Annotated in this window: 17 protein-coding genes; 3 read left to right on the forward strand and 14 right to left on the reverse strand. The window is 73.3% G+C overall.

Annotation, left to right across the window (positions count from 1 at the left end; translation table 11 throughout):
* The first annotated feature begins 75 nt into the window (after positions 1 to 75).
* Positions 76 to 1,107 (forward strand): ABC transporter ATP-binding protein, encoded by a 1,032-nt coding sequence (locus tag OHT52_RS13285; RefSeq protein ID WP_328720358.1) that lies wholly within the window; start codon positions 76 to 78, stop codon positions 1,105 to 1,107.
* The gene (locus OHT52_RS13290; protein WP_443046573.1) at positions 1,104 to 2,759 is read left to right on the forward strand and encodes an ABC transporter permease; all 1,656 of its coding nucleotides are present in this window, start codon (positions 1,104 to 1,106) and stop codon (positions 2,757 to 2,759) included. The genes OHT52_RS13285 and OHT52_RS13290 overlap by 4 nt, the downstream gene beginning before the upstream one ends.
* 34 nt (positions 2,760 to 2,793) lie before the next feature.
* Here OHT52_RS13290 and OHT52_RS13295 read toward each other — a convergent pair whose 3' ends face one another.
* From OHT52_RS13295 to OHT52_RS13310, 4 genes are all read right to left on the reverse strand, one after another.
* Positions 2,794 to 3,999, reverse strand: a complete 1,206-nt coding sequence (locus OHT52_RS13295; RefSeq protein WP_328720359.1) for a cytochrome P450 — start codon at positions 3,997 to 3,999, stop codon at positions 2,794 to 2,796.
* Positions 4,000 to 4,097: 98 nt separating this feature from the next.
* The gene (locus tag OHT52_RS13300) at positions 4,098 to 4,760 is read right to left on the reverse strand and encodes a response regulator transcription factor (RefSeq protein WP_328720360.1); all 663 of its coding nucleotides are present in this window, start codon (positions 4,758 to 4,760) and stop codon (positions 4,098 to 4,100) included.
* Entirely contained in the window at positions 4,757 to 6,112 is a 1,356-nt protein-coding gene (locus OHT52_RS13305; protein ID WP_328720361.1) for a sensor histidine kinase, read from the reverse strand. Before OHT52_RS13305 ends, OHT52_RS13300 begins: the two co-directional genes overlap by 4 nt.
* A gap of 107 nt (positions 6,113 to 6,219) precedes the next feature.
* Positions 6,220 to 7,179: a class I SAM-dependent methyltransferase gene (locus OHT52_RS13310; protein WP_328720362.1), complete on the reverse strand. Its 960-nt coding sequence runs from the start codon at positions 7,177 to 7,179 to the stop codon at positions 6,220 to 6,222.
* Between the two features lie 47 nt (positions 7,180 to 7,226).
* On the opposite strand from OHT52_RS13310, the gene OHT52_RS13315 reads away from it, so the two are divergent.
* Positions 7,227 to 7,808 carry an XRE family transcriptional regulator gene (locus OHT52_RS13315; protein WP_328720363.1) on the forward strand — a complete coding sequence of 194 codons (582 nt, stop codon included), beginning with the start codon at positions 7,227 to 7,229 and terminating at the stop codon, positions 7,806 to 7,808.
* A 45-nt stretch (positions 7,809 to 7,853) separates the two neighbouring features.
* Here OHT52_RS13315 and OHT52_RS13320 read toward each other — a convergent pair whose 3' ends face one another.
* The 10 genes from OHT52_RS13320 to OHT52_RS13365 all read right to left on the reverse strand — a co-directional run bounded on the left by OHT52_RS13320 (position 7,854) and on the right by OHT52_RS13365 (position 18,539).
* A complete protein-coding gene (locus tag OHT52_RS13320; RefSeq protein WP_328720364.1) occupies positions 7,854 to 8,744 on the reverse strand; it encodes an alpha/beta hydrolase in 891 nt (296 codons plus the stop codon).
* 124 nt (positions 8,745 to 8,868) lie between these two features.
* Complete coding sequence (gene kynU / locus OHT52_RS13325) at positions 8,869 to 10,098, reverse strand: kynureninase (protein WP_328720365.1); 1,230 nt, start codon at positions 10,096 to 10,098, stop codon at positions 8,869 to 8,871.
* The gene (locus OHT52_RS13330) at positions 10,091 to 10,939 is read right to left on the reverse strand and encodes a tryptophan 2,3-dioxygenase family protein (protein ID WP_328720366.1); all 849 of its coding nucleotides are present in this window, start codon (positions 10,937 to 10,939) and stop codon (positions 10,091 to 10,093) included. Before OHT52_RS13330 ends, kynU begins: the two co-directional genes overlap by 8 nt.
* Positions 10,940 to 11,203: 264 nt before the next feature.
* Positions 11,204 to 11,617 carry a DUF3151 domain-containing protein gene (locus tag OHT52_RS13335; RefSeq protein ID WP_328720367.1) on the reverse strand — a complete coding sequence of 138 codons (414 nt, stop codon included), beginning with the start codon at positions 11,615 to 11,617 and terminating at the stop codon, positions 11,204 to 11,206.
* 93 nt (positions 11,618 to 11,710) lie between these two features.
* Positions 11,711 to 13,405, reverse strand: a complete 1,695-nt coding sequence (locus tag OHT52_RS13340) for an MFS transporter (RefSeq protein WP_328720368.1) — start codon at positions 13,403 to 13,405, stop codon at positions 11,711 to 11,713.
* An 81-nt stretch (positions 13,406 to 13,486) separates the two neighbouring features.
* Positions 13,487 to 14,647, reverse strand: a complete 1,161-nt coding sequence (locus OHT52_RS13345; protein WP_328720369.1) for a MalY/PatB family protein — start codon at positions 14,645 to 14,647, stop codon at positions 13,487 to 13,489.
* 206 nt (positions 14,648 to 14,853) lie between these two features.
* Positions 14,854 to 15,876 (reverse strand): class II fructose-bisphosphate aldolase, encoded by a 1,023-nt coding sequence (gene fbaA, locus OHT52_RS13350; RefSeq protein WP_328720370.1) that lies wholly within the window; start codon positions 15,874 to 15,876, stop codon positions 14,854 to 14,856.
* A 204-nt stretch (positions 15,877 to 16,080) separates the two neighbouring features.
* Positions 16,081 to 16,620 carry an orotate phosphoribosyltransferase gene (pyrE, locus tag OHT52_RS13355; protein WP_328720371.1) on the reverse strand — a complete coding sequence of 180 codons (540 nt, stop codon included), beginning with the start codon at positions 16,618 to 16,620 and terminating at the stop codon, positions 16,081 to 16,083.
* Between the two features lie 32 nt (positions 16,621 to 16,652).
* On the reverse strand, positions 16,653 to 17,444 hold the full coding sequence (locus OHT52_RS13360; RefSeq protein WP_328720372.1) for an aldose epimerase family protein: 792 nt from the start codon (positions 17,442 to 17,444) through the stop codon (positions 16,653 to 16,655).
* 78 nt (positions 17,445 to 17,522) lie between these two features.
* Entirely contained in the window at positions 17,523 to 18,539 is a 1,017-nt protein-coding gene (locus OHT52_RS13365) for an SRPBCC domain-containing protein (protein WP_328720373.1), read from the reverse strand.
* Positions 18,540 to 18,546: the final 7 nt, after the last annotated feature.

The following is an 18,546-nucleotide window of genomic DNA, read 5'->3' on the forward strand; positions in this document are numbered from 1 at the left end:
CGGTGTCAGGCGCATCTCGACTTTATACGGTTCCTTAACTTCAGAACTTTGTGAAACCCGCGTATTTTCAGAGCCATGACGACGGCCATCTCCGTGTCCGCACTGCACAAGTCGTTCGGCCGGACCCCCGCACTGGACGGTCTCGAACTCACCGTGGACCAGGGGGAGGTGCATGGATTCCTCGGCCCCAACGGCGCCGGGAAGTCCACCGCCATCCGTGTCCTGCTCGGCCTGCTGCGCGCCGACTCCGGCACCGCGCGGCTGTTCGGCCAGGACCCCTGGCAGGACGCGGTCGCCCTGCACCGCAGGCTCGCGTACGTCCCGGGCGACGTCACGCTCTGGCGGAACCTCACCGGCGGCGAGGTCATCGACCTCTACGGCCGGCTGCGCGGCGGACTCGACCGCACCCGGCGCGACGCGCTGGTGCGCCGCTTCGAGCTGGACCCGGCGAAGAAGGGGCGTACGTACTCCAAGGGCAACCGTCAGAAGGTCGCCTTGGTCGCCGCGTTCGCCTCCGACGCCGAACTGCTGATCCTGGACGAACCGACCAGCGGACTCGACCCGTTGATGGAGTCGGTGTTCCGCGACTGTGTCACCGGGGCACGCGACCGGGGGTGCACGGTGCTGCTCTCCAGCCACCTCCTCAGCGAGGTCGAGACCCTCTGCGACCGGGTGAGCATCATCCGCCGGGGCCGCACGGTCGAGACGGGATCACTGACCGGGATGCGGCATCTGACGCGTACCGGCATCACCGCCGAACTCGTCGCCGTACCCGACGGGTTGGCGGCTCTCCCCGGAGTCCACGGGTACGAGGCGCGGGGCGGCCGGATCACCTGCCAGGTGGACACCGACAAGCTCGACGCCGTACTCGCCGCCCTCGCGGCCGCCGGAGTACGCGCTCTGAACTGCGCCCCGCCGACGCTGGAGGAACTCTTCCTGCGCCATTACACGGCGGACGGCGAGGCGACGGACGGCCAGGCGACGAACGGCCAGGCGACGAACGGCGAGGCGACGAACGGCGAGGCGGTGGACAACGCCCCGGCAGCCGACTCCGTGACCGGACACCCCACTCGGGACCGCGACGCGGACGGGACGGCGGGGCGATGACCTCGGCGACGGCCACGGACGCCTCGGGCGCGCTCCCCCGCCCCGGCGCCACCGGCACCCACCACCACGCCCACTCGGTCCGGTTCGCCGGAACCGGAGTTCTGCTGCGCCTCGCACTCCGCCGCGACCGCGTGATGGTCCCCGTGTGGCTGCTGGCGATCGGCGGCTCGTTCGCCTCCGTGGCCGGCTCGTTCGCCGCCCTCTACCCGACCGTCGCCGACCGCGTCGGCCTCGCCGCCTCGACGAACGCCAACGGGAGCCTCCGGGCGCTGTACGGCCCCGTCCTCGGCGACTCGGCCGGTGCGCTCGTCGCCTGGCGGATGGGCGGATTCGGGGCCGGGCTGGCAGCGGTGATGTCGCTGATCGTCGTCGTGCGGCACACCCGCGAGGAGGAGGAGACCGGACGCCAGGAGATGCTCTCCGCCGCGCCGGTGGGCCGCCGTGCCCCGCTGACCGCCGCGCTCCTCGCCGCCACGGTGGCCGATCTGGCGCTCGCCGCCCTCGTGGTGCTCCTCCTGACGGCCGCCGGGTGCGGCGGTACCGGCGCGTACGCGCTGGGCCTCGCGGTCGCCGGGACGGGGCTGCTCTTCGGCGCCCTCGCCGCCGTCGCCGCCCAGTTCACCGGGACCGCGCGTGCCGCGAAGGGCGTGACCGCCGCCGCTCTCGGCGCCGCGTTCGTCCTGAAGGCCGCCGGTGACGCGGCGAGCACCGGCGGTTCCTCCGCCCTGACCCGGCTCTCCCCCTTCGGCTGGGTGGAGAACACCCGTGCGTACGCCGGCGAACGCTGGTGGGTACTCCTCCTCTTCGCCGCCGGTACCGCCGCGCTGCTGGCTCTCGCCTTCGCGTTCGCCGCCCGACGGGACCTGGGCAGCGGCCTGTTCGCGACCCGCCCGGGACCCGCGACCGGCCGGATCGCCACGCCGTACGGGCTGGCGCTGCGGCTCCAACGCGGCCCACTGGCCGGATGGACGGCGTCCTTCGCGGTGGTCGGGCTCGTCTTCGGCCGGCTGGCGGGCGGCGCGGCGGATCTCGTCGGCGACAACCAGAAGACGCGGGAGATCATCGGGCGGATGGGCGGCGCGGCCGGGCTGACCGACGCGTTCCTCGCCGCGATGGCCGGGATGCTCGGCATGGTCGCCGCCCTGTACGTGGTCTCCTCGGCGCTCCGGCCGCTCGCCGAGGAGACCGGCGGCCGGGCCGAGCCCGTGCTCGTGGCGGGCGCCTCCCGTACCGCCTGGGCCGGTGGGCACCTGCTCTTCGCCTTCGGCGGCGCGGTCGCCGTGGTGGGCGCGGGCGGCTTGGGCCTCGCCGCCGGTTACGGCCACCGCCTGCCTGCCGTGCTCGGCGCCGCCCTGGTCCAGCTCCCCGCGATCTGGCTGCTGGGCGGGGTGGCCGTGCTGCTGTACGGGGCGGCGCCCCGGATCGCCGCCGCCGGCTCCTGGGGTGCGGCCGGGCTCTGCCTGGTCCTCGGCTGGATCGGCCCGGCAGCCGGGCTTCCCCAGGCGGTGTTGGACGTGTCGCCCTTCGCCCATCTGCCGAAGCTCCCGGGGGAGGGGCTGCGGGGATGGGCCTTGTCCGGCCTGACCGCGGGGGCGGCGGCCCTGGTGGCGGCGGGCCTCACCGCGCTGCGCCGCCGGGACCTGCGGGGGTGAGACCCCTCCCCGCAGGCACCTCGGCCCGCGAGGATCACACCTCCACGTGCAGGCCCTTCAGCCCGCGGATCACGTACCCCGGGTGCCACTCAGGCTCCTCGACCAGCCGCATCCCCGGCGCCCTGCGCAACAACTCACCGAAGGAAGCTGCCAGTTCGACGCGCGCCAGTGGGGCACCGAGGCAGTAGTGGATGCCCGCGCCGAAGGTGACGTGCGGGTTGTCCGGGCGGGTCAGGTCGAGGGTGTCCGGGTCGGTGAAACGCTCCGGGTCGCGGTTGGCGGAGCCGAAGAGCAGCGCGACCTCGGAGCCGCGCGGGACGACGGTGCCGCCGATCTCGATGTCGTCCAGCACCCAGCGCTCGAACATCTGCAACGGGGTGTCGTACCGCAGGAGTTCTTCCACGGCTGTGGACAACAGGCCGTGGTCGGCCCGGAGCGCGGCGAGCTGCCCGGGGTGGTGGAAGAGGGTGCGCCAGCCGTTCACGGTGGTGTTGACGGTCGCCTCGTGGCCCGCGTTGAGCAGCAGCACACACGTGGAGACCATCTCCTGTTCGGTGAGCCGTTCGTCCTCGTCGTGGGCGGCGATGAGCCCCGAGATCAGGTCCTCGCCCGGCTTCTCCCGCCGCACGGCGATGAGTTCGCGCAGATACGCGGAGAACTCGGTGGACGCCAGGACGGCCGCCCGCGCGGTCTCCTCCGACGGGTTCAGCTCGAACATCCCGCAGATCGCGGCCGACCAGGGGCGCAGCAGCGGCCGGTCGGACTCCGGGACGCCCAGCATCTCGGCGATCACGGCGACCGGCAGCGGTTCGGCGACGGCCGCGAGCAGGTCGCCGCCGCCCTCGGCCACGAACGCGTCGACCAGCTCGGCCGCCAGCCGCCGCACGGTCGGCGCGAGCCGCTCCACCGTGCGGGGCGTGAACGCCTTGGAGACGAGACGCCGGATGCGGGTGTGGTCGGGCGCCTCCAGGTCGAGCAGCCCCTGGCCGTTGAGGGTGGTGAACGGCTCGTGCGCGGCGGGCGGCGGGGTGACGCCGAACTCCTCGTGGGTGAAGCGGTGCAGATACGTCCGGCCGAGCCGCCGGTCGCGGAGCAGAGCCGACACGTCGGCGTGGTGCGGGATCAGCCACTGCCGGGTCGGCTCGAAACAGTGGACCCGGCCGGCGGCGCGCAGGGCGGCGTAGGCGGGGTACGGGTCGGCGACGAACGCGGGTGACCAGGGGTCGAAGGACACGTGCATGGCCCGACGCTACCGGCAGGCCGGCCCACCGAGCGGCCGGACCCCTGAGGGCTGTCCCGGGATTCCTGGCGGTTGCGCGACGCACGTGCGGGCAGCCCTCACCCCGGCGTGACCAGCCGTGCCTCGTACGCGAAGACCGCCGCCTGGGTGCGGTCGCGCAGCCCGAGCTTCACCAGGACCCGGCTCACGTGGGTCTTGACGGTGGATTCGGCGACCACCAGGTGGGCGGCGATCTCCGCGTTGGAGAACCCCTGCGCGACCAGCACCAGCACCTCCGTCTCGCGTTCGGTGAGGTCCCCGATCCGGGCCAGGGCCGGGGGTCTCGGTGCCTGGGCCAGCTTGGCGAACTCGGTGATCAGCCGGCGCGTCACGGTGGGCGCGAGGAGCGCCTCACCTGAGGCCACCACCCGTACCCCTTCAGCAAGTTGGCGGGCGGAGGCGTCCTTGAGCAGGAAGCCCGAGGCCCCGGCGCGCAGGGCCTGGTAGACGTACTCGTCGAGGTCGAAGGTGGTGAGGACCAGTACCTTGGCGTCCGCGTCGGCGGCGACGATCTCCCGGGTGGCCTCGATGCCGTTCATCTCCGGCATCCGGATGTCCATCAGCACGACGTCCGGGGCGAGTTCGGCGGTGCGCCCGACCGCCTGGCGCCCGTCCACCGCCTCGCCGACGACCTCGATCCCGGGCATGGCGTTGAGCAGTACCGAGAAGCCCTCGCGGACCAGCATCTGGTCGTCGACGATCAGGACCCGGATGTCGCTCACGCGGCGGCCTCCCGGTCCTCGTCGACGGGTCCGTCCGCGCTTTCGGCGGGCTCCGCCGCCCGGGGCACGGGGATGAAGGCGGCGACCTCGTAACCGCCCTCCTCGGTCGCCCCGGCGGTCATCTCGCCCGCCAGCATGGCGATCCGCTCGCGCATCCCGGTGATGCCGTGCCCGGCGCCGGGGGAGGCCTTGACCGGCTCGGCGGGCGGCCCGTTGACCACCCGTACCCCGAGCCCGCCGAGGACGTAGGCGATCTCGACGACGGCGGGGGCGCCCGGCGCGTGGCGCAGGGTGTTGCTCAGCGCCTCCTGGACGATCCGGTAGGCCGACAGCTCGACGCCCTGGGGCAGTTCGCGGACCGCCCCGGTGACCGTCTTCTCCGTCTCCAGCCCCGCCTCGCGGACGTTGTCGAGCAGCCGGTCGAGCCGGGCGAGCGTGGGCTGCGGGGCGTCCGGCGCCTCCTGGTCCTCGGCCCGTACGACACCGAGCACCCGGCGCAGTTCGGTGAGCGCGGCCACCGCGTTCTCGCGGATGGTGACGAACGCCTGCTCCAGCTCGGGCGGCGGGTTCTGCACCCGGTACGGCGCGGCCTCGGCCTGGATCGCCACGACGGACATGTGGTGGGCGACCACGTCGTGCAGCTCGCGGGCGATGGTGGTGCGCTCCTCCAGCAGCGTGCGCCGGTCGCGTTCGACGGCCGTGACGGTGCGCTGGACCGTCACCTCCCGTTCGGCCTCGCTCACCTCGCGCCGCGCGTCGCGCCGGACCTGGACGACGGTCACCACGAGCAGGGCGAGCGCGGACGTGACGACCATGGGGAAGGCGGTCGAATTGGCGTGGTACCCACCGAAGTACTCCATCATGAGGCCCAACAGCAGCGTGAGCGTCCACATCCAGGGCGCGGTACGCCGCCGGGTACGGGCCGCGACGACCACGAGTACCACCAGATGGCCCCACAGGCTGCTCGCTCCCCACGGCCAGACGTCACCGGCCATGGCGACCACCACCGTGGCCGCCATGGAACCCCAGAAAGCGGCCACGGGCCGGACCAGCGTCAGCGCGACGGGGATGGCCGGCACCACACCGACGATCGACTCGCTGCCGGACCAGGCTGTTCCGAGCAGTACGCAGATCAGCGCGGCCCCCAGGACCAGCGCGTGCGGGGTCCACACCAGCTTCTTCCGCACATTCGCCGGGAGCAGGCCCATCAGCGGCCCGTGGTCGTCGAGCGGGGGCAGCGGGCGGTAGGCGAACACGTCCTTCAGGAGATCCTGCCGCAGGCCGCCCAGCGCACTCGCCGCCGCCTGGAACTCCGGTGTTCTGGTCTTCGTCTGGGCTCGGGTCTCGGTCACGTGCTCACGGTAGGGGGAGGCGCGGGCCGGGGTCGTCCCCACGGAAGCGGATCCGCACGCCTCCGTCTCAGGGACTACTGACTGGCCCACGGGACCCGCCTACGGACTCACCCGCGGGCGGCCACCCAGACGTTCCGCTCGGTGCACACGGTGAGGTCGTCGCGGCGCAGCACCCCGTGCGGGCCGTCCGCGTCGGTGAGCGCGTCCAGGGTGGCGAGGTCCTGGGCGTCGAGTACGTCCTCCAGCGCGGACCGGACCCGGGTGAGGGAGGCCAGCACGTAGCGGCCGGTGGCGGCGGGCAGCGGGGCGGCCAGGTCGATGGCGACGACCCGCTCGGCCACCACGTCGAGCCCGGCCCCGCGCAGGCGGGCACCCCAGTCCTCGCTCATGTGCATCCCGGCGGCCTTCCGCCCCTCGGCCTGGGCCGTGTGGCAGCGCTCCTCCAGACCGGGGCGGCCGATGCCGAGGTCGTCGGGGAGGAAGCGGGGGAAGCCTTCGAGCTCGACCGCGACCATGAGCCCGCCGGGCCTCAGCACCTCGCGGACCTGGGCCAGGACGCCGGCCGGGTCGGCCAGGTGGTGGAGCGAGGCGGAGGCCCACACCAGGTCGAAGGGCCCGGCGGGCAGGGCCTCGGTGTCGAGGTCGGCCACCACGGTACGGACGCGGTCGGCGACCCCGAGCGCGGCGGCCTTCTCCTCCAGCCGGGCGGCCATCGCGGGCGACGCGTCCACGGCGGTGACGTCGGCGCCGGGGAAGCGCTGGAGCAGGGCGAAGGTGCCCGCGCCGGTGCCGCTGCCCAGGTCGAGCACCCGGAGGTCCCGCCCGCCGGGCTTCTCCGCCGTCCCGCCGGACAGCTCCTCGATCCAGCCGGTCAGCTCGTCCAGGTGCTCGTGCAGCACCTCGGCGTCGAGGTCGAGCATCTCGGTGAGTACCGAGAAGTCGGCGTCCTGCGGGCCGTGCCCATGACCGGAGCCGTGCTGGTGGCCGTGCTGGTGGCCCGGGGCGTGTCCGCCCTGGTGGCCCTGCCGGTGGCCGTGCCCGTGCTGGTGCGCGTTGTTGTCGTCCATGCGTCGAGCCTACGCACGCCTTGCGTCGAAGGCATAGCATCTTGCGTATGACGCAAGACGGCGCACTCGACTCCCTGGTCCGCAAACGGATACGCGGCCTCCGGACCGCCCAGGGCTGGTCGCTCGACGATCTGGCCGCGCGCTGTTTCCTCAGCCCGTCCACCCTGAGCCGCATCGAGACCGGCCACCGGCGGATCGGCCTCGATCAGCTCGGCTCGATCGCGCGCGCCCTGGGGACGACCCTGGACACGCTGGTGGAGTCGGTCTCGGACGAGGACGTGGTGATCCGCCCGCAGCACGACACGGAGTGCGGGACGACCACCTGGCTGCTGAACCGGGAGGGCGGACAGCCGGGCGTCACCGTGGTCCGGATGAGCGTCACTGCGCCCGAGCCGCGGCACGGGCGGGACGAACTGAAGGTCCACCCGGGCGGCAAGGACTGGTTCACCGTGCTCTCCGGCACCGTCGTGCTGCTGCTGGGGGAGCGGACCATCACGGTCGAGACGGGCGAGGCGGCGGAGTTCTCCACGATGGTCCCGCACGCCTTCGGCGCGCGGGGCGGCCCGGCGGAGATCCTCGCGATCTTCGACCGTGACGGCCGGCGGACCCATCTGCGCCCGGAGCGCTGATCCGCCGTTCGGGACCACCCCGCCGGAGTCCGCCGGACGCGCACGTCACCAGGCGAGCTGTTCCAGCTCCTCCGCCACCAGCGCGCAGGCGTCCGTCGAGGGGTCGATGAGCGGGAAGTGGCCGATCTCGTCCAGCAGGGTCAGCCCGACCGTCTCCCCCGCCGTCGCCGCCGCCGCGACGAACGCCTCCGCGACCGACTGCGGCACGACGATGTCGTCGCACCCCTGCACGATGTGGGTGGCGATCCCGGTGGGCAGCAGCACTGCGGGGTCGACGTGCGGGCGCCGTTCGGCGAACCCCTCCTCACCACCCAGGAGTTCGTGGACGGCCCCGGAGCAGATGCCGAGCTTCGCGGCGGTCAGCAGATCGGCGATCGGTGCCAGCGCCACCACCCCGCGCAGCGGCGGAGGTTCGGGCAGCCGCCACGGCGACCCCTCGGGCAGCACATGCCGGGCAGCCGCCCAGAGCGCGAGGTGGCCGCCCGCCGAGTGCCCGGTGACGACGATCCGCCGCAGGTCCGCCTCCGGCAACTCCCGTGCCGCGACGGCAGGGATGGCGTCCATCGCGGCGGCCACGTCGTCGAAGGTCTCGGGCCAGCGGCCCGCCGCGTTCCCCTCCCCCGCCGCGTTCCCCTCCCCCGCCGAGGACGGGTCCGCTCCGCGCCGGTACTCCACACTCGCGACGGCGAAGCCGCGGTCGGTGAGGAACGCGGCGAGCGGCGACACGTGACGGCGGTCGTACGGAGCGCGCCAGGCGCCGCCGTGGAGCAGGACGACGAGCGGCATGTTGGTCCACCCGTGCGCCGGAGCCCAGAGGTCGATGACCTGGTCGGGGTGGTCCCCGTAGGCGACGGTCCGGTCGGGGGCGATCTCCGCATGGGCGAACGCCGACTTCTCCTCTACGGCGTCCCGATCGCGCGCGGCGGAATCCGACATTGTTGCTCCAACCATCCTTTGGGCTGCCCCACTTGTCCGACCTGCGGGGACCGTACCAGGCCCTGGAGCGGTCTCCGGACGGAGCGGGTCCGCCCCGGCTCCGTCCGGAGCCGCTCCGGCGCCGTCACCCCTTCGCCACGGCCCCCGCCGGGACGTCCGCCAGCACCCCGGCGAGCACCCGGGCGGCCCGCTCCGCATCGGCGAAGCCGACGTACAGCGGGGTGAACCCGAACCGGAGCACGTCGGGACGGCGCAGGTCGCCGACGACGCCCCGGGCGATCAGTTCGCGCATCACCGGCTCGGCCTCGGCACACCGCAGCGCGACCTGGCTGCCCCGCTCGCCGTGCGCCGCCGGGGTCACCGAGACGACGCGGCCCCCGGGGGCGTACGCCTCGACGCACTCCAGGAAGAAGTCCGTCAGGGCGAGGGACTTGGCGCGTACGGCCTCGATCGGCACCCCGTCCCAGACGTCGAGGGCGGACTCCAGCGCCAGCATCGAGAGGATGTCGGGCGTGCCGACCCGGCCCCGGACGGCGCCCTCGGCGGGCTCGAAACCGGCGGTCATGCCGAACGGGTCGGCGTGCGAGTTCCACCCCGGCAGCGGGGAGTCGAAGACACTCTGGTGGCGCTCGGCGACGTACAGGTAGGCAGGCGAACCCGGGCCGCCGTTCAGGTACTTGTACGTGCAGCCGACCGCCAGGTCCACGCCGTGCTCGTCCAGGCCGACCGGCAGCGCACCGGCGCTGTGGCAGAGGTCCCAGACCACGACGGCCCCCGCGCGCTGCACGGCGGCGGTGAGCGTGGGCAGGTCGTGCAGCCGGCCGGTGCGGTAGTCGACATGGTTCAACAACACCGCCGCCGTTCGCGAGTTGACGGCACCCGGCACGTCGGCGGGGTCGACCGGGACGATCCGGTGCCCGGTCATCCGGGCGGCCGATCCGGCGATGTAGCCGTCGGTGGGGAATGTCGAGGCGTCGACAACGATCTCGTCCCGCCCGCCCGGTGCGAGCCGGGTCGCGGCGACCAGCGCCTTGAAGACGTTGACGCTGGTGGAGTCGCCCACCACGATCCGGCCCGGCGCCGCGCCGACGATCGGCGCGATGCGGTCGCCGACCCGCTCGGGCGCGGTCCACCAGCCGCTCTCGTCCCAGGACCTGATGCGCAGCTCGCCCCATTCGCGGGTGAGGACGTCGTGCAGCCGGTCGGGCACGTGGACGGGCAGCGCGCCGAGCGAGTTGCCGTCCAGATAAACGCCCTCGTCGAGGGTGAACAGCTCGCGCAGATCGGCGAGTTCGTCGGCGGCGTCCAGCTTGGCCGCACGGTCCGCCAACAGGCGGTGGTTGGTCTCAGACATGACTGCGGGCCGTCCAGAGTTCGGGGAACACGGTCTTCTGCGCGCGCTTCTCCAGCCACGCCACCCCGGCTGAGCCGCCGGTTCCGGTCTTCGAGCCCATGGCGCGCCGGGTCGCCACCAAGTGGTCGTTGCGCCAGCGCCAGACCAGCTCGCCGACGTCCGTGAGCAGCTCGCCGAGGCGCACCAGTTCGTCGTACTTCTCCGGGTCGGCGTATATCCGCGCCCAGACGGCCTCGATCACCGGGGAGGGCTCGTACTTCTGCCGCAGATCCCGGTCGAGGACCGACCGCGGTACCGGGTGGCCGCGCCGCGCGAGCAGCGCCAGCGCCTCGTCGTAGAGGCTCGGCTGGCTCAGCGCCTTCTCCAGCTCGGCGTACACGCGCGGGGAACCCCGGTGCGGTACGAGCATGGAGGCGGACTTGTCACCGAGCAGGAACTCCATCCGCCGGTACATCGCCGACTGGAAGCCGGAGCCCTCGCCGAGCGAACTCCGGTAGGAGTTGAACTGGGCGGGGGTGAGCTGGGCCAGCGGGCGCCAGGACGCGTTCAGGGCCTCCAGCTGGCGCAGCGAGCGCTTCAGGGCGTCCCGCGCGACCGGCAGCCGGTCCTCGCGCAGGGCGAGCGCCGCCGTCTCCCACTCGTGGACCAGGACGGTGAACCACAACTCCATGACCTGGGTGGTGACGAGGAAGACCATCTCGCCGGGATCGTCGGAGCGCAATTGCTGCAAATGGGTGAGGACGTCCGCCTGGACGTAGTCCTCGTAGGGAGTCGTTCCCGCGAAGTCGAGGTACGGGGTCTCCGCACCGGTCTCTTCGGGGTCGGGGTGTTTCGCCGACATCTCTGTCTCCTCGGCACGAGCCTCCGGGTAGCGGTCCGCCCCGTCCTAGCTGGGTGGGCTCCGGTCCCCTGCGGCGCATCCTAGGCGGAACGGGCAGGCACGGCCCAGAGCCGGAAGCGGGCTGGTGGCTCGGCCGGGACCTCCTCGATCGCGAGGCCGGGGCCGCGGTCCGGACGCTCCCGTACGCATACCGGCCCGCAGCCGACAAAGCGGGCTGCGGGCCGGTGAGCGGGCACGAAAGGGCGCCAGCGCCTCCTGGTGGGATCAGCCCAGGATGTCGGCGGCGGTCGGCGAGGAGTCGCGCAGGAAGGTCGAGCAGCGCTCGTACTCCTCCTGCTCCCCGATGGCCCCGGCGGCACGCGCGAGGGCGTGCAGGGCGCGCAGGAAGCCGCGGTTGGGCTCGTGCTCGAACGGGACGGGCCCGTGGCCCTTCCAGCCGGCCCGGCGCAGGGCGTCGAGCCCGCGGTGGTAGCCGGTGCGGGCGTAGGCGTACGACTCGATGACCCGGCCGCCCTCGAAGGCGTCGTCGGCCAGTTGCGCCCAAGCGAGCGAGGAGGTGGGGTACTTCGCCGCGACCTCGGCGGGCGGGGTGCCGCCGGCGAGCAGCCCGCGCGGCTCCGGGTCGTCGGGCAGATGGGTCGGGGCGGGGCCCCCGAGCAGGTTCTCGTGGATGGACATGGGTCCCAGTGTGCCTGGCACCCCGCCGTCGTGGGACACCGCCCGGCGCCGCGCCCGCACCCCCACCGGTACGCCCGCGGGCGCTGCGCCCCGTCACTCCCCGGGCCGTCGCCGGGCGGGCTCCAGGGGCGGCGCCACGACCCCGCAGTGCACGGTGCACTCCGGCCGACAGGGTCCCTGCGCCGGATGGGCCCCGCCGCCCTCGGGCCGTTCCCTGCCGGTGTCCCTGCCGACGCCCCGGCCGGTGTCCGTGTCCGGGGCCGGTACCGGGGCTGCCGCCGGTGTCCGTACCGCGCAGAAGGCGAGCACCGCCCCCGCCACCAGGAGCCCCGCGCACATCGGCATCGCCCGCCGGAAGGTCGCGGCGAACTCCCCCGCCTGCCGGTACGCCTCCGGGCCCATGCCGGCCAGCAGCGGCAGCGCGGCGACCGCGATCAGCCCGGCGGCACGGGCGGCGGCGTTGTTGATGCCACTGGCCAGCCCCGCCTGCCCGGTGTCCACCGCCGCCAGCACGGTCGCGGTGAGCGGCGCGACCAGGGTGACCAGCCCCAGGCCCAGCACCACCACGGCGGGCAGCACCTCGCTCAGGTACCCGGTCACGGAAGCGCTCCCTGGCCCGACCCGCAGCATGAGCAGCATGCCCGCGGCAGCCAGCAGCGGGCCGACGGTGAGCGGGATGCGGGGGCCGATGCGGTGGCCCAGTTCGCCGGAGGCGGCCGAGAAGAAGAGCATCAGCACGGTCGTCGGGAGCAGCGCGGTGCCGGCACCGAGCGCCGAGTATCCGGCGACGACCTGGAGCTGGATCGCGGAGAGGAAGAAGAACCCGCCCAGCGCCGCGTACACGCAGAACGTCACCAGGTTGACCACCGTGAACAGCCGAGAGCGGAAGATCGCCGGAGGCACCATGGGGTCCCGCCGCCGCCGTTCCACCCGGACGAACGCCGCCCCCAGCAGTACCCCGCCCACCGCCGCCCCGATCACCGCGGGCGAGGCACCGCTCCCCGGCGCCTCGATCAGCGCGTACGTCACCAGGGCCAGCGCCACGGCGGCGAGCACCGCCCCGAGGACGTCGAAGCGCCCGTGGGCGCGCGGGTCCCGCGACTCGGGCACATGGCGCAGGGCGACGGGGACGCAGAGCGCGGCGACCGGCAGGTTGAGCAGGAAGACCCACCGCCAGCCCGGCCCGTCGACGAGCCAGCCGCCCACGAACGGCCCGATGGCCGCGCCCACCCCGCCGAAGCCGGACCAGAGCCCGACCGCACGCGCCCGGTCGTCCGGGTGGAAGCTCGCCTGGATGAGCGCCAGCGATCCCGGGGTGAGCAGCGCCCCGCCGATCCCCTGGAAGGCGCGCGCCGCGATCAGCACGGCGGCGTTCGGTGCGACGGCGCAGACCAGCGAGGCGAGGGCGAACCAGACCACACCGACGACGAAGACCCGCCGCCGCCCGTACCGGTCGCCGAGCGCCCCTCCCAGCAGGATCAGCCCGGCGAGGGTCAGCATGTAGGCGTTGACGGTCCACTGGAGCGCCGCGAGGTCGGTGCCGAGGTCCTGGCCGATCCGGGGCAGCGCCACGTTGATGACGGTGGAGTCCAGCATCGCCATGCCGGAGCCGAGCACGGTGGTCAGCACGATCCACCGCCCCGGGGCCGAGGCGGCCCGGATCGCCCCGGCGGCCTTCGGCGCACCGGTGCCCCCCGCCTCGCCCGTGGCGCCCGCCTGTTCGGGCGGGAGGTCCTCGGCGGGTCGGTGGTCTCGGGGCGTGCGGGGTTCCTCGGGTGTCTCACCCATGGGGGCAGCATCGCCGCTGCCCGCCGGAGCGGCCAGTGGGCACCGGCCGCCGCCGACCGCGTCCCCGTACGCCCGCAGCGGCTACCGCAGCGAGCGGATCGCCCGGACCAGCGCGTCGACGCCCGCTTCCGCCTTGGTGCGCGGGCAGCCCACGTTGAGCCGTACGAAGCCGTCCGCGCCGTAGACCCCGCCCGGCATGATGGCGACCTTCTCCCGCTCGATCAGCACCCGCTGGAGGGCGTCGTCGTCCAGGCCGAGCGGCCTCAGGTCGATCCAGGCGAGGTAACCGGCCTGCGGCGGGCGCCAGCCCAGCTCCGGGAAGGCGGCGCGCAGCCGCTCCTCGACCAGGGCGAGGTTCCCGGCGATGTAGGCGCGGACGGCGTCGAGCCACGGCCCGCACGCGCGGTACGCCGTGATGTGGGCGGTCAGCGCGAGCACCGCCGGAGACTCCAGCCCTTCCGCCGTCGCCATCCGCCGCAGGTACTCGGCGCGGTCCGCCGGGTCACCGATCAGCCCGTACGAGCCGGTCAGCCCGGGGAAGTTGAAGGATTTGGACCCGGAGGTGATGAGCGCCCAGCGCGCGGGCCCCCGGTCCGCCACCCGGGTCCACGGCACGTGGCGGTACCCGTCGTGCGCGAAGTCCGCGTGGATCTCGTCGCTGATCACCAGCACCCCGTGGTGTGCGGCCAGTTCGGCCGTCCGCGTGAGCTCTGCCTCCGTCCACACCCGCCCGGTGGGGTTGTGGGGCGAGCAGAGCAGCAGCACCTTGGCGTCCGGGCGGGCGAGTTCCCGCTCCAGGGCCGCGTCGTCACCGACCGGCACCCCGCGCATCTCCCGCCCCAGACCGAGGATCGCCTTGCGGAAGCCGTCGTACGTCGGGGTGTGGGTGACCACCGCGTCGCCGGGTCCGGTCCACATCCGCAGCAACTGGGAGAGCTGGTTGAGCACGGAGGGGCCGTAGACGAGCTGCCCGGTGTCGATGGCGGTGCCGTAGCGGGTGGCGTACCAGTGGGCGATCGCCGAACGGAAGTCGTCCTGCTGCCAGTCGGTGTACCCGAACACCCCGTGGTCGATCCGGGCACGCAGCGCGTCCAGCACCTCGGGCGCGGTCCGGAAGTCCATGTCGGAGATGGTGAACGGCAGCAGCCCGTCCACCCCGAACCGGTCGGCGACCCCGTCCCACTGCACGCTCCAGGTACCCCGGCGGTCGACGACGGCGTCGAAGTCGTAGGACGGACTCACAGCGGTACCTCACACGGTTCGGTCGTTCACGGGGTCCGTACGGTCCGGGTGCGGTCCCTCGCCCGCGACCGGACCAGGGTGCTCCGCCCGGAGCCGCACACGCCGCGGGCCCGACCTCCCGGGGATCACCCAGGAGCGTCGGGCCCGCCACGCACGCGGGACGGGACCGCCGGGCCGTGTCCGACACGGCCCGGCCCCGTCCGCGCTTACTTCAGCTTGGTGCCCGTGGAGCGCAGGTTGGCGCAGGCCTCGGTGACACGCACGGCCATGCCCGCCTCGGCGGACTTGCCCCAGGTGCGGGGGTCGTAGGTCTTCTTGTTGCCGACCTCGCCGTCGACCTTCAGCACGCCGTCGTAGTTGCTGAACATGTGGTCGGCGATCGGGCGAGTGAAGGCGTACTGGGTGTCGGTGTCGAGGTTCATCTTCACGACGCCGTTCTCCAGCGCGGTGGCGATCTCCTGCGCGGTGGAGCCGGAGCCGCCGTGGAAGACGAAGTCGAACGGGGAGGTCTTGCCGTACTTGGCGCCGACGCCCTCCTGGAGGTCCTTCAGGAGCTCGGGGCGGAGCACGACGTTGCCCGGCTTGTAGACGCCGTGGACGTTGCCGAAGGAGGCGGCCAGCAGGTAGCGGCCCTTCTCGCCCAGGCCGAGCGCCTCGGCGGTACGCAGCGCGTCGTCGACGGTGGTGTACAGCTCGTCGTTGATCTCGTGCGTGACGCCGTCTTCCTCGCCACCGGTCGGGGTGATCTCGACCTCAAGGATGATCTTCGCGGCGGCGGCCTTCGCGAGCAGCTCCTGACCGATGGCCAGGTTGTCGGCGAGGGTCTCGGCCGAGCCATCCCACATGTGGGACTGGAACAGCGGGTTGAGGCCCTTGGCGACGCGCTCGGCGGAGATGTCGAGCAGCGGGCGGACGTAGCCGTCCAGCTTGTCCTTGGGGCAGTGGTCGGTGTGCAGCGCGACGGTGATGTCGTACTTGGCAGCGACGATGTGCGCGAACTCGGCGAGGGCCACGGCGCCCGTCACCATGTCCTTGTTGTACTGACCGCCCAGGAACTCCGCACCACCGGTGGAGATCTGGACGATGCCGTCGCTCTCGGCCTCGGCGAAACCGCGCAGAGCCGCGTGGAGCGTCTGGGTCGAGGTCACGTTGATGGCCGGGTAGGCGAACTTGCCTGCCTTCGCCTGGTCGAGCATCTCGGCGTAGACCTCGGGGGTTGCGATGGGCATCTGTCCGCTCCTTGGGATGTGCGGGTGTGCAGTGCTGGTCCCTGACCTGGGGGCGACGTCATCGTCGTGCCCATCTTCCCAGACTCCTGCGGGGACTCCACCCGGAGGACCCCCGTAGAAACGGGACCGGGGTGCACTGTTTCACGTGAAACAGTGCACCCCGGAGAAAAGCGCAGGTCAGAGCATCAACTCGCCCTCGGCGACTCAGGCCAGGTCGAGATCGGCGACCGAGTAAACGTGCAGGTACGGCAGTCCCGCCTCGGCGATGGCCGGGGCGGCGCCCCGCTCCACGATCACGGCGACGGCGACGACCTCGCCACCGGCCTCGCGGACGGCCTCGACGGCGGTCAGCGGCGATCCACCGGTGGTCGAGGTGTCCTCGACCACCAGGCAGCGGCGGCCCTTGACGTCGGTGCCCTCGATGCGGCGCTGCATCCCGTGCGCCTTCTGCGCCTTGCGGACGACGAAGGCGTCCAGCGACTTCCCGCGCGCCGCGGAGGCGTGCAGCATCGAGGTGGCGACCGGGTCGGCGCCCAGGGTCAGACCGCCGACGCAGTCGAAGTCCAGCTCGGCGGTGGCGTCGAGCATGACCTGGCCGACCAGCGGCGCGGCCTTGCCGTCCAGCGTGATCCGGCGCAGGTCGATGTACCAGTCGGCTTCCAGACCCGAGGAGAGGGTCACCTTGCCGTGCACCACGGCCTTGTCCTTGATCTGCTGGAGCAGGTCAGCGCGTACGTCAGTCATACCGTCGAGAGTACGTGGCGGAGCCGGCTTCCTCAGAGCCGAGCCCAGCTCCAGGTGGTCGCCATCTCCAGCGGCTCGATCGGTGTGACCAGGCGCGGAGTGGAGTTCAGCCCGTTCGGCGGGCCGGACTGGGGCTCCACGCAGAGCGCCTCGTCCTGCTCGTCGTAGATCACGACCCACTCGTCGCGGCTGGTGACCGTCAGCTCCAGCTGCTCCGGCCAGGTGACCGTGGCCTTGACCCCGTCCGGCATCCCGAAGCAGTCGTCCCAGGGGCCGGGGAGCGGTTCGATGCGCTGTCCGGTCGGCATGTGGTCCGCACCGCGCTCCTCCTGCCAGGCGGCGTCGAAGGAGAGCCGGGCGTCCTGGCCACCGATGTTGCGCAGGAACCAGGGGTGCCAGCCCGCCTGCGCCGGGAAGGAGTCGCCTGCCGTCTCCACGGACATCCGGAGCGTCAGAGCGTCCCCGGAGAGTTCGAAGGTCTGCGTCACCCGCCCCTGGTACGGCCATGGTTCGGCGAGGTCGTAGTAGAAGGCGGCCTCGCCCTCCAGCTCCCGCGCGGTGGTCCAGGAGGTGTCGCGACCGGTGCCGTGGATGGCGTGCGGCGGCGAATTGAGCGGCAGGGTGTGCACCGTGTCGCCGTTGCGGAACTCGCCGTACGCGGTTCTGCCGACCCACGGCACCATGGGGAAGCAGCCGTACCGCTCACCCTGCCGCAGCAGTTCGGTGCCCCCGATCCGCAGGCTGGTGATACGGCACCCTCGGACGGGGTCGATGGTCAACTCGGCGTCGCCGGCTGTCAGCCGGACGCTCTTCTCACTACTCACGGAACGACCCTAAGGGGTCGACCCGCCCTTCGTGGCGGATCGATGCCCGGCGTCAGGTGCTGCGACCGCACCGGCGCCTCATCGCCTCCGCCGCAGTGCCCGCCCCACCACCACGGCGGAGGCGAGGGCGAGGACCGCCGCCGGGGCCGCCCACCGCAGGGTGGTGGAGGCGTTGGTGGTCTCCGGCGAGGGCACGGGCGCGTACCGGCCGCGCGGCGGCGCGTGGTCCACCTCCTCGGCGCTCCGCCCGATCATGGTGCGCCGGGCGTGCGCGGCCTCGGCCGGCGGCTCGTCCGGGACGGCGAACTCGATGTCGGCGCCCGCGTCGAGCGAGGAGGGCGGCACCGGAGCGTCGAAGAGCGGCCCGGCACCCTCGTCGGACGGTGAAGCAGCCTCGCCCCGGTCCGGACGTGTCTCGGCGTCCGCCCGCGCCTCGATGCCGGTGCTGGTGTCGGTGTCCTCGTACGGAGCGGTGCCGGGGGCTGTGCCGGCGGGAGCGCCGGAGCCCTTGCCGCCCTCACCGCCGGACGAGCCGGGCGTCCCGGATGCCCCGGGAGCCTCGCGCCCCTCCCCGGTCTCATCGGACGCCTGAGCCGCATGGTCCTCAGGGGTCTCGTGGGTGCCCAGGCTCTCCGTGACGAGCTGCTGGGTGAAGCGGTCGAGCAGTCGGCGGGCGGCGGCGTGCACGGCCTCGGCGTCCAGTTCGGCGAGCCGTCCGTCCCCCGTGGCCGTGCCGGTGTAGCGAATCGTCGTGCCCGGTGCGCCCGGGGCGGCGCACCCGGTCTCGCTCGCGGCGGCGCCCCCGGCCGAGTCGTCGAGGGTGATCGTCAGGGCCAGCTTCACCGAGCCGGCGCCCCGGGCGGCCGCGCCCTCCCCGGTGACCGAGACGGTGTACTCGTCCGTCGCGGTCAGCTCCAGGGCGCCCCGGTAGGTGATCGTGTGGCCGTCCACCCGGAACCTCAGCCGGCCGGCGAGCGCCTCGGACGCACCCGCGTCCTGCTGGAGGGACGGGACGCAGCGTGCCACCCGGGCGGGGTCGCCGAGCGCGCTCCGCAGGGACGCGACCGGAACCGGAACGAACACCTCATGCTCCATGAAACCG

Source organism: Streptomyces sp. NBC_00247 (assembly GCF_036188265.1).
GTDB lineage: Bacteria > Actinomycetota > Actinomycetes > Streptomycetales > Streptomycetaceae > Streptomyces.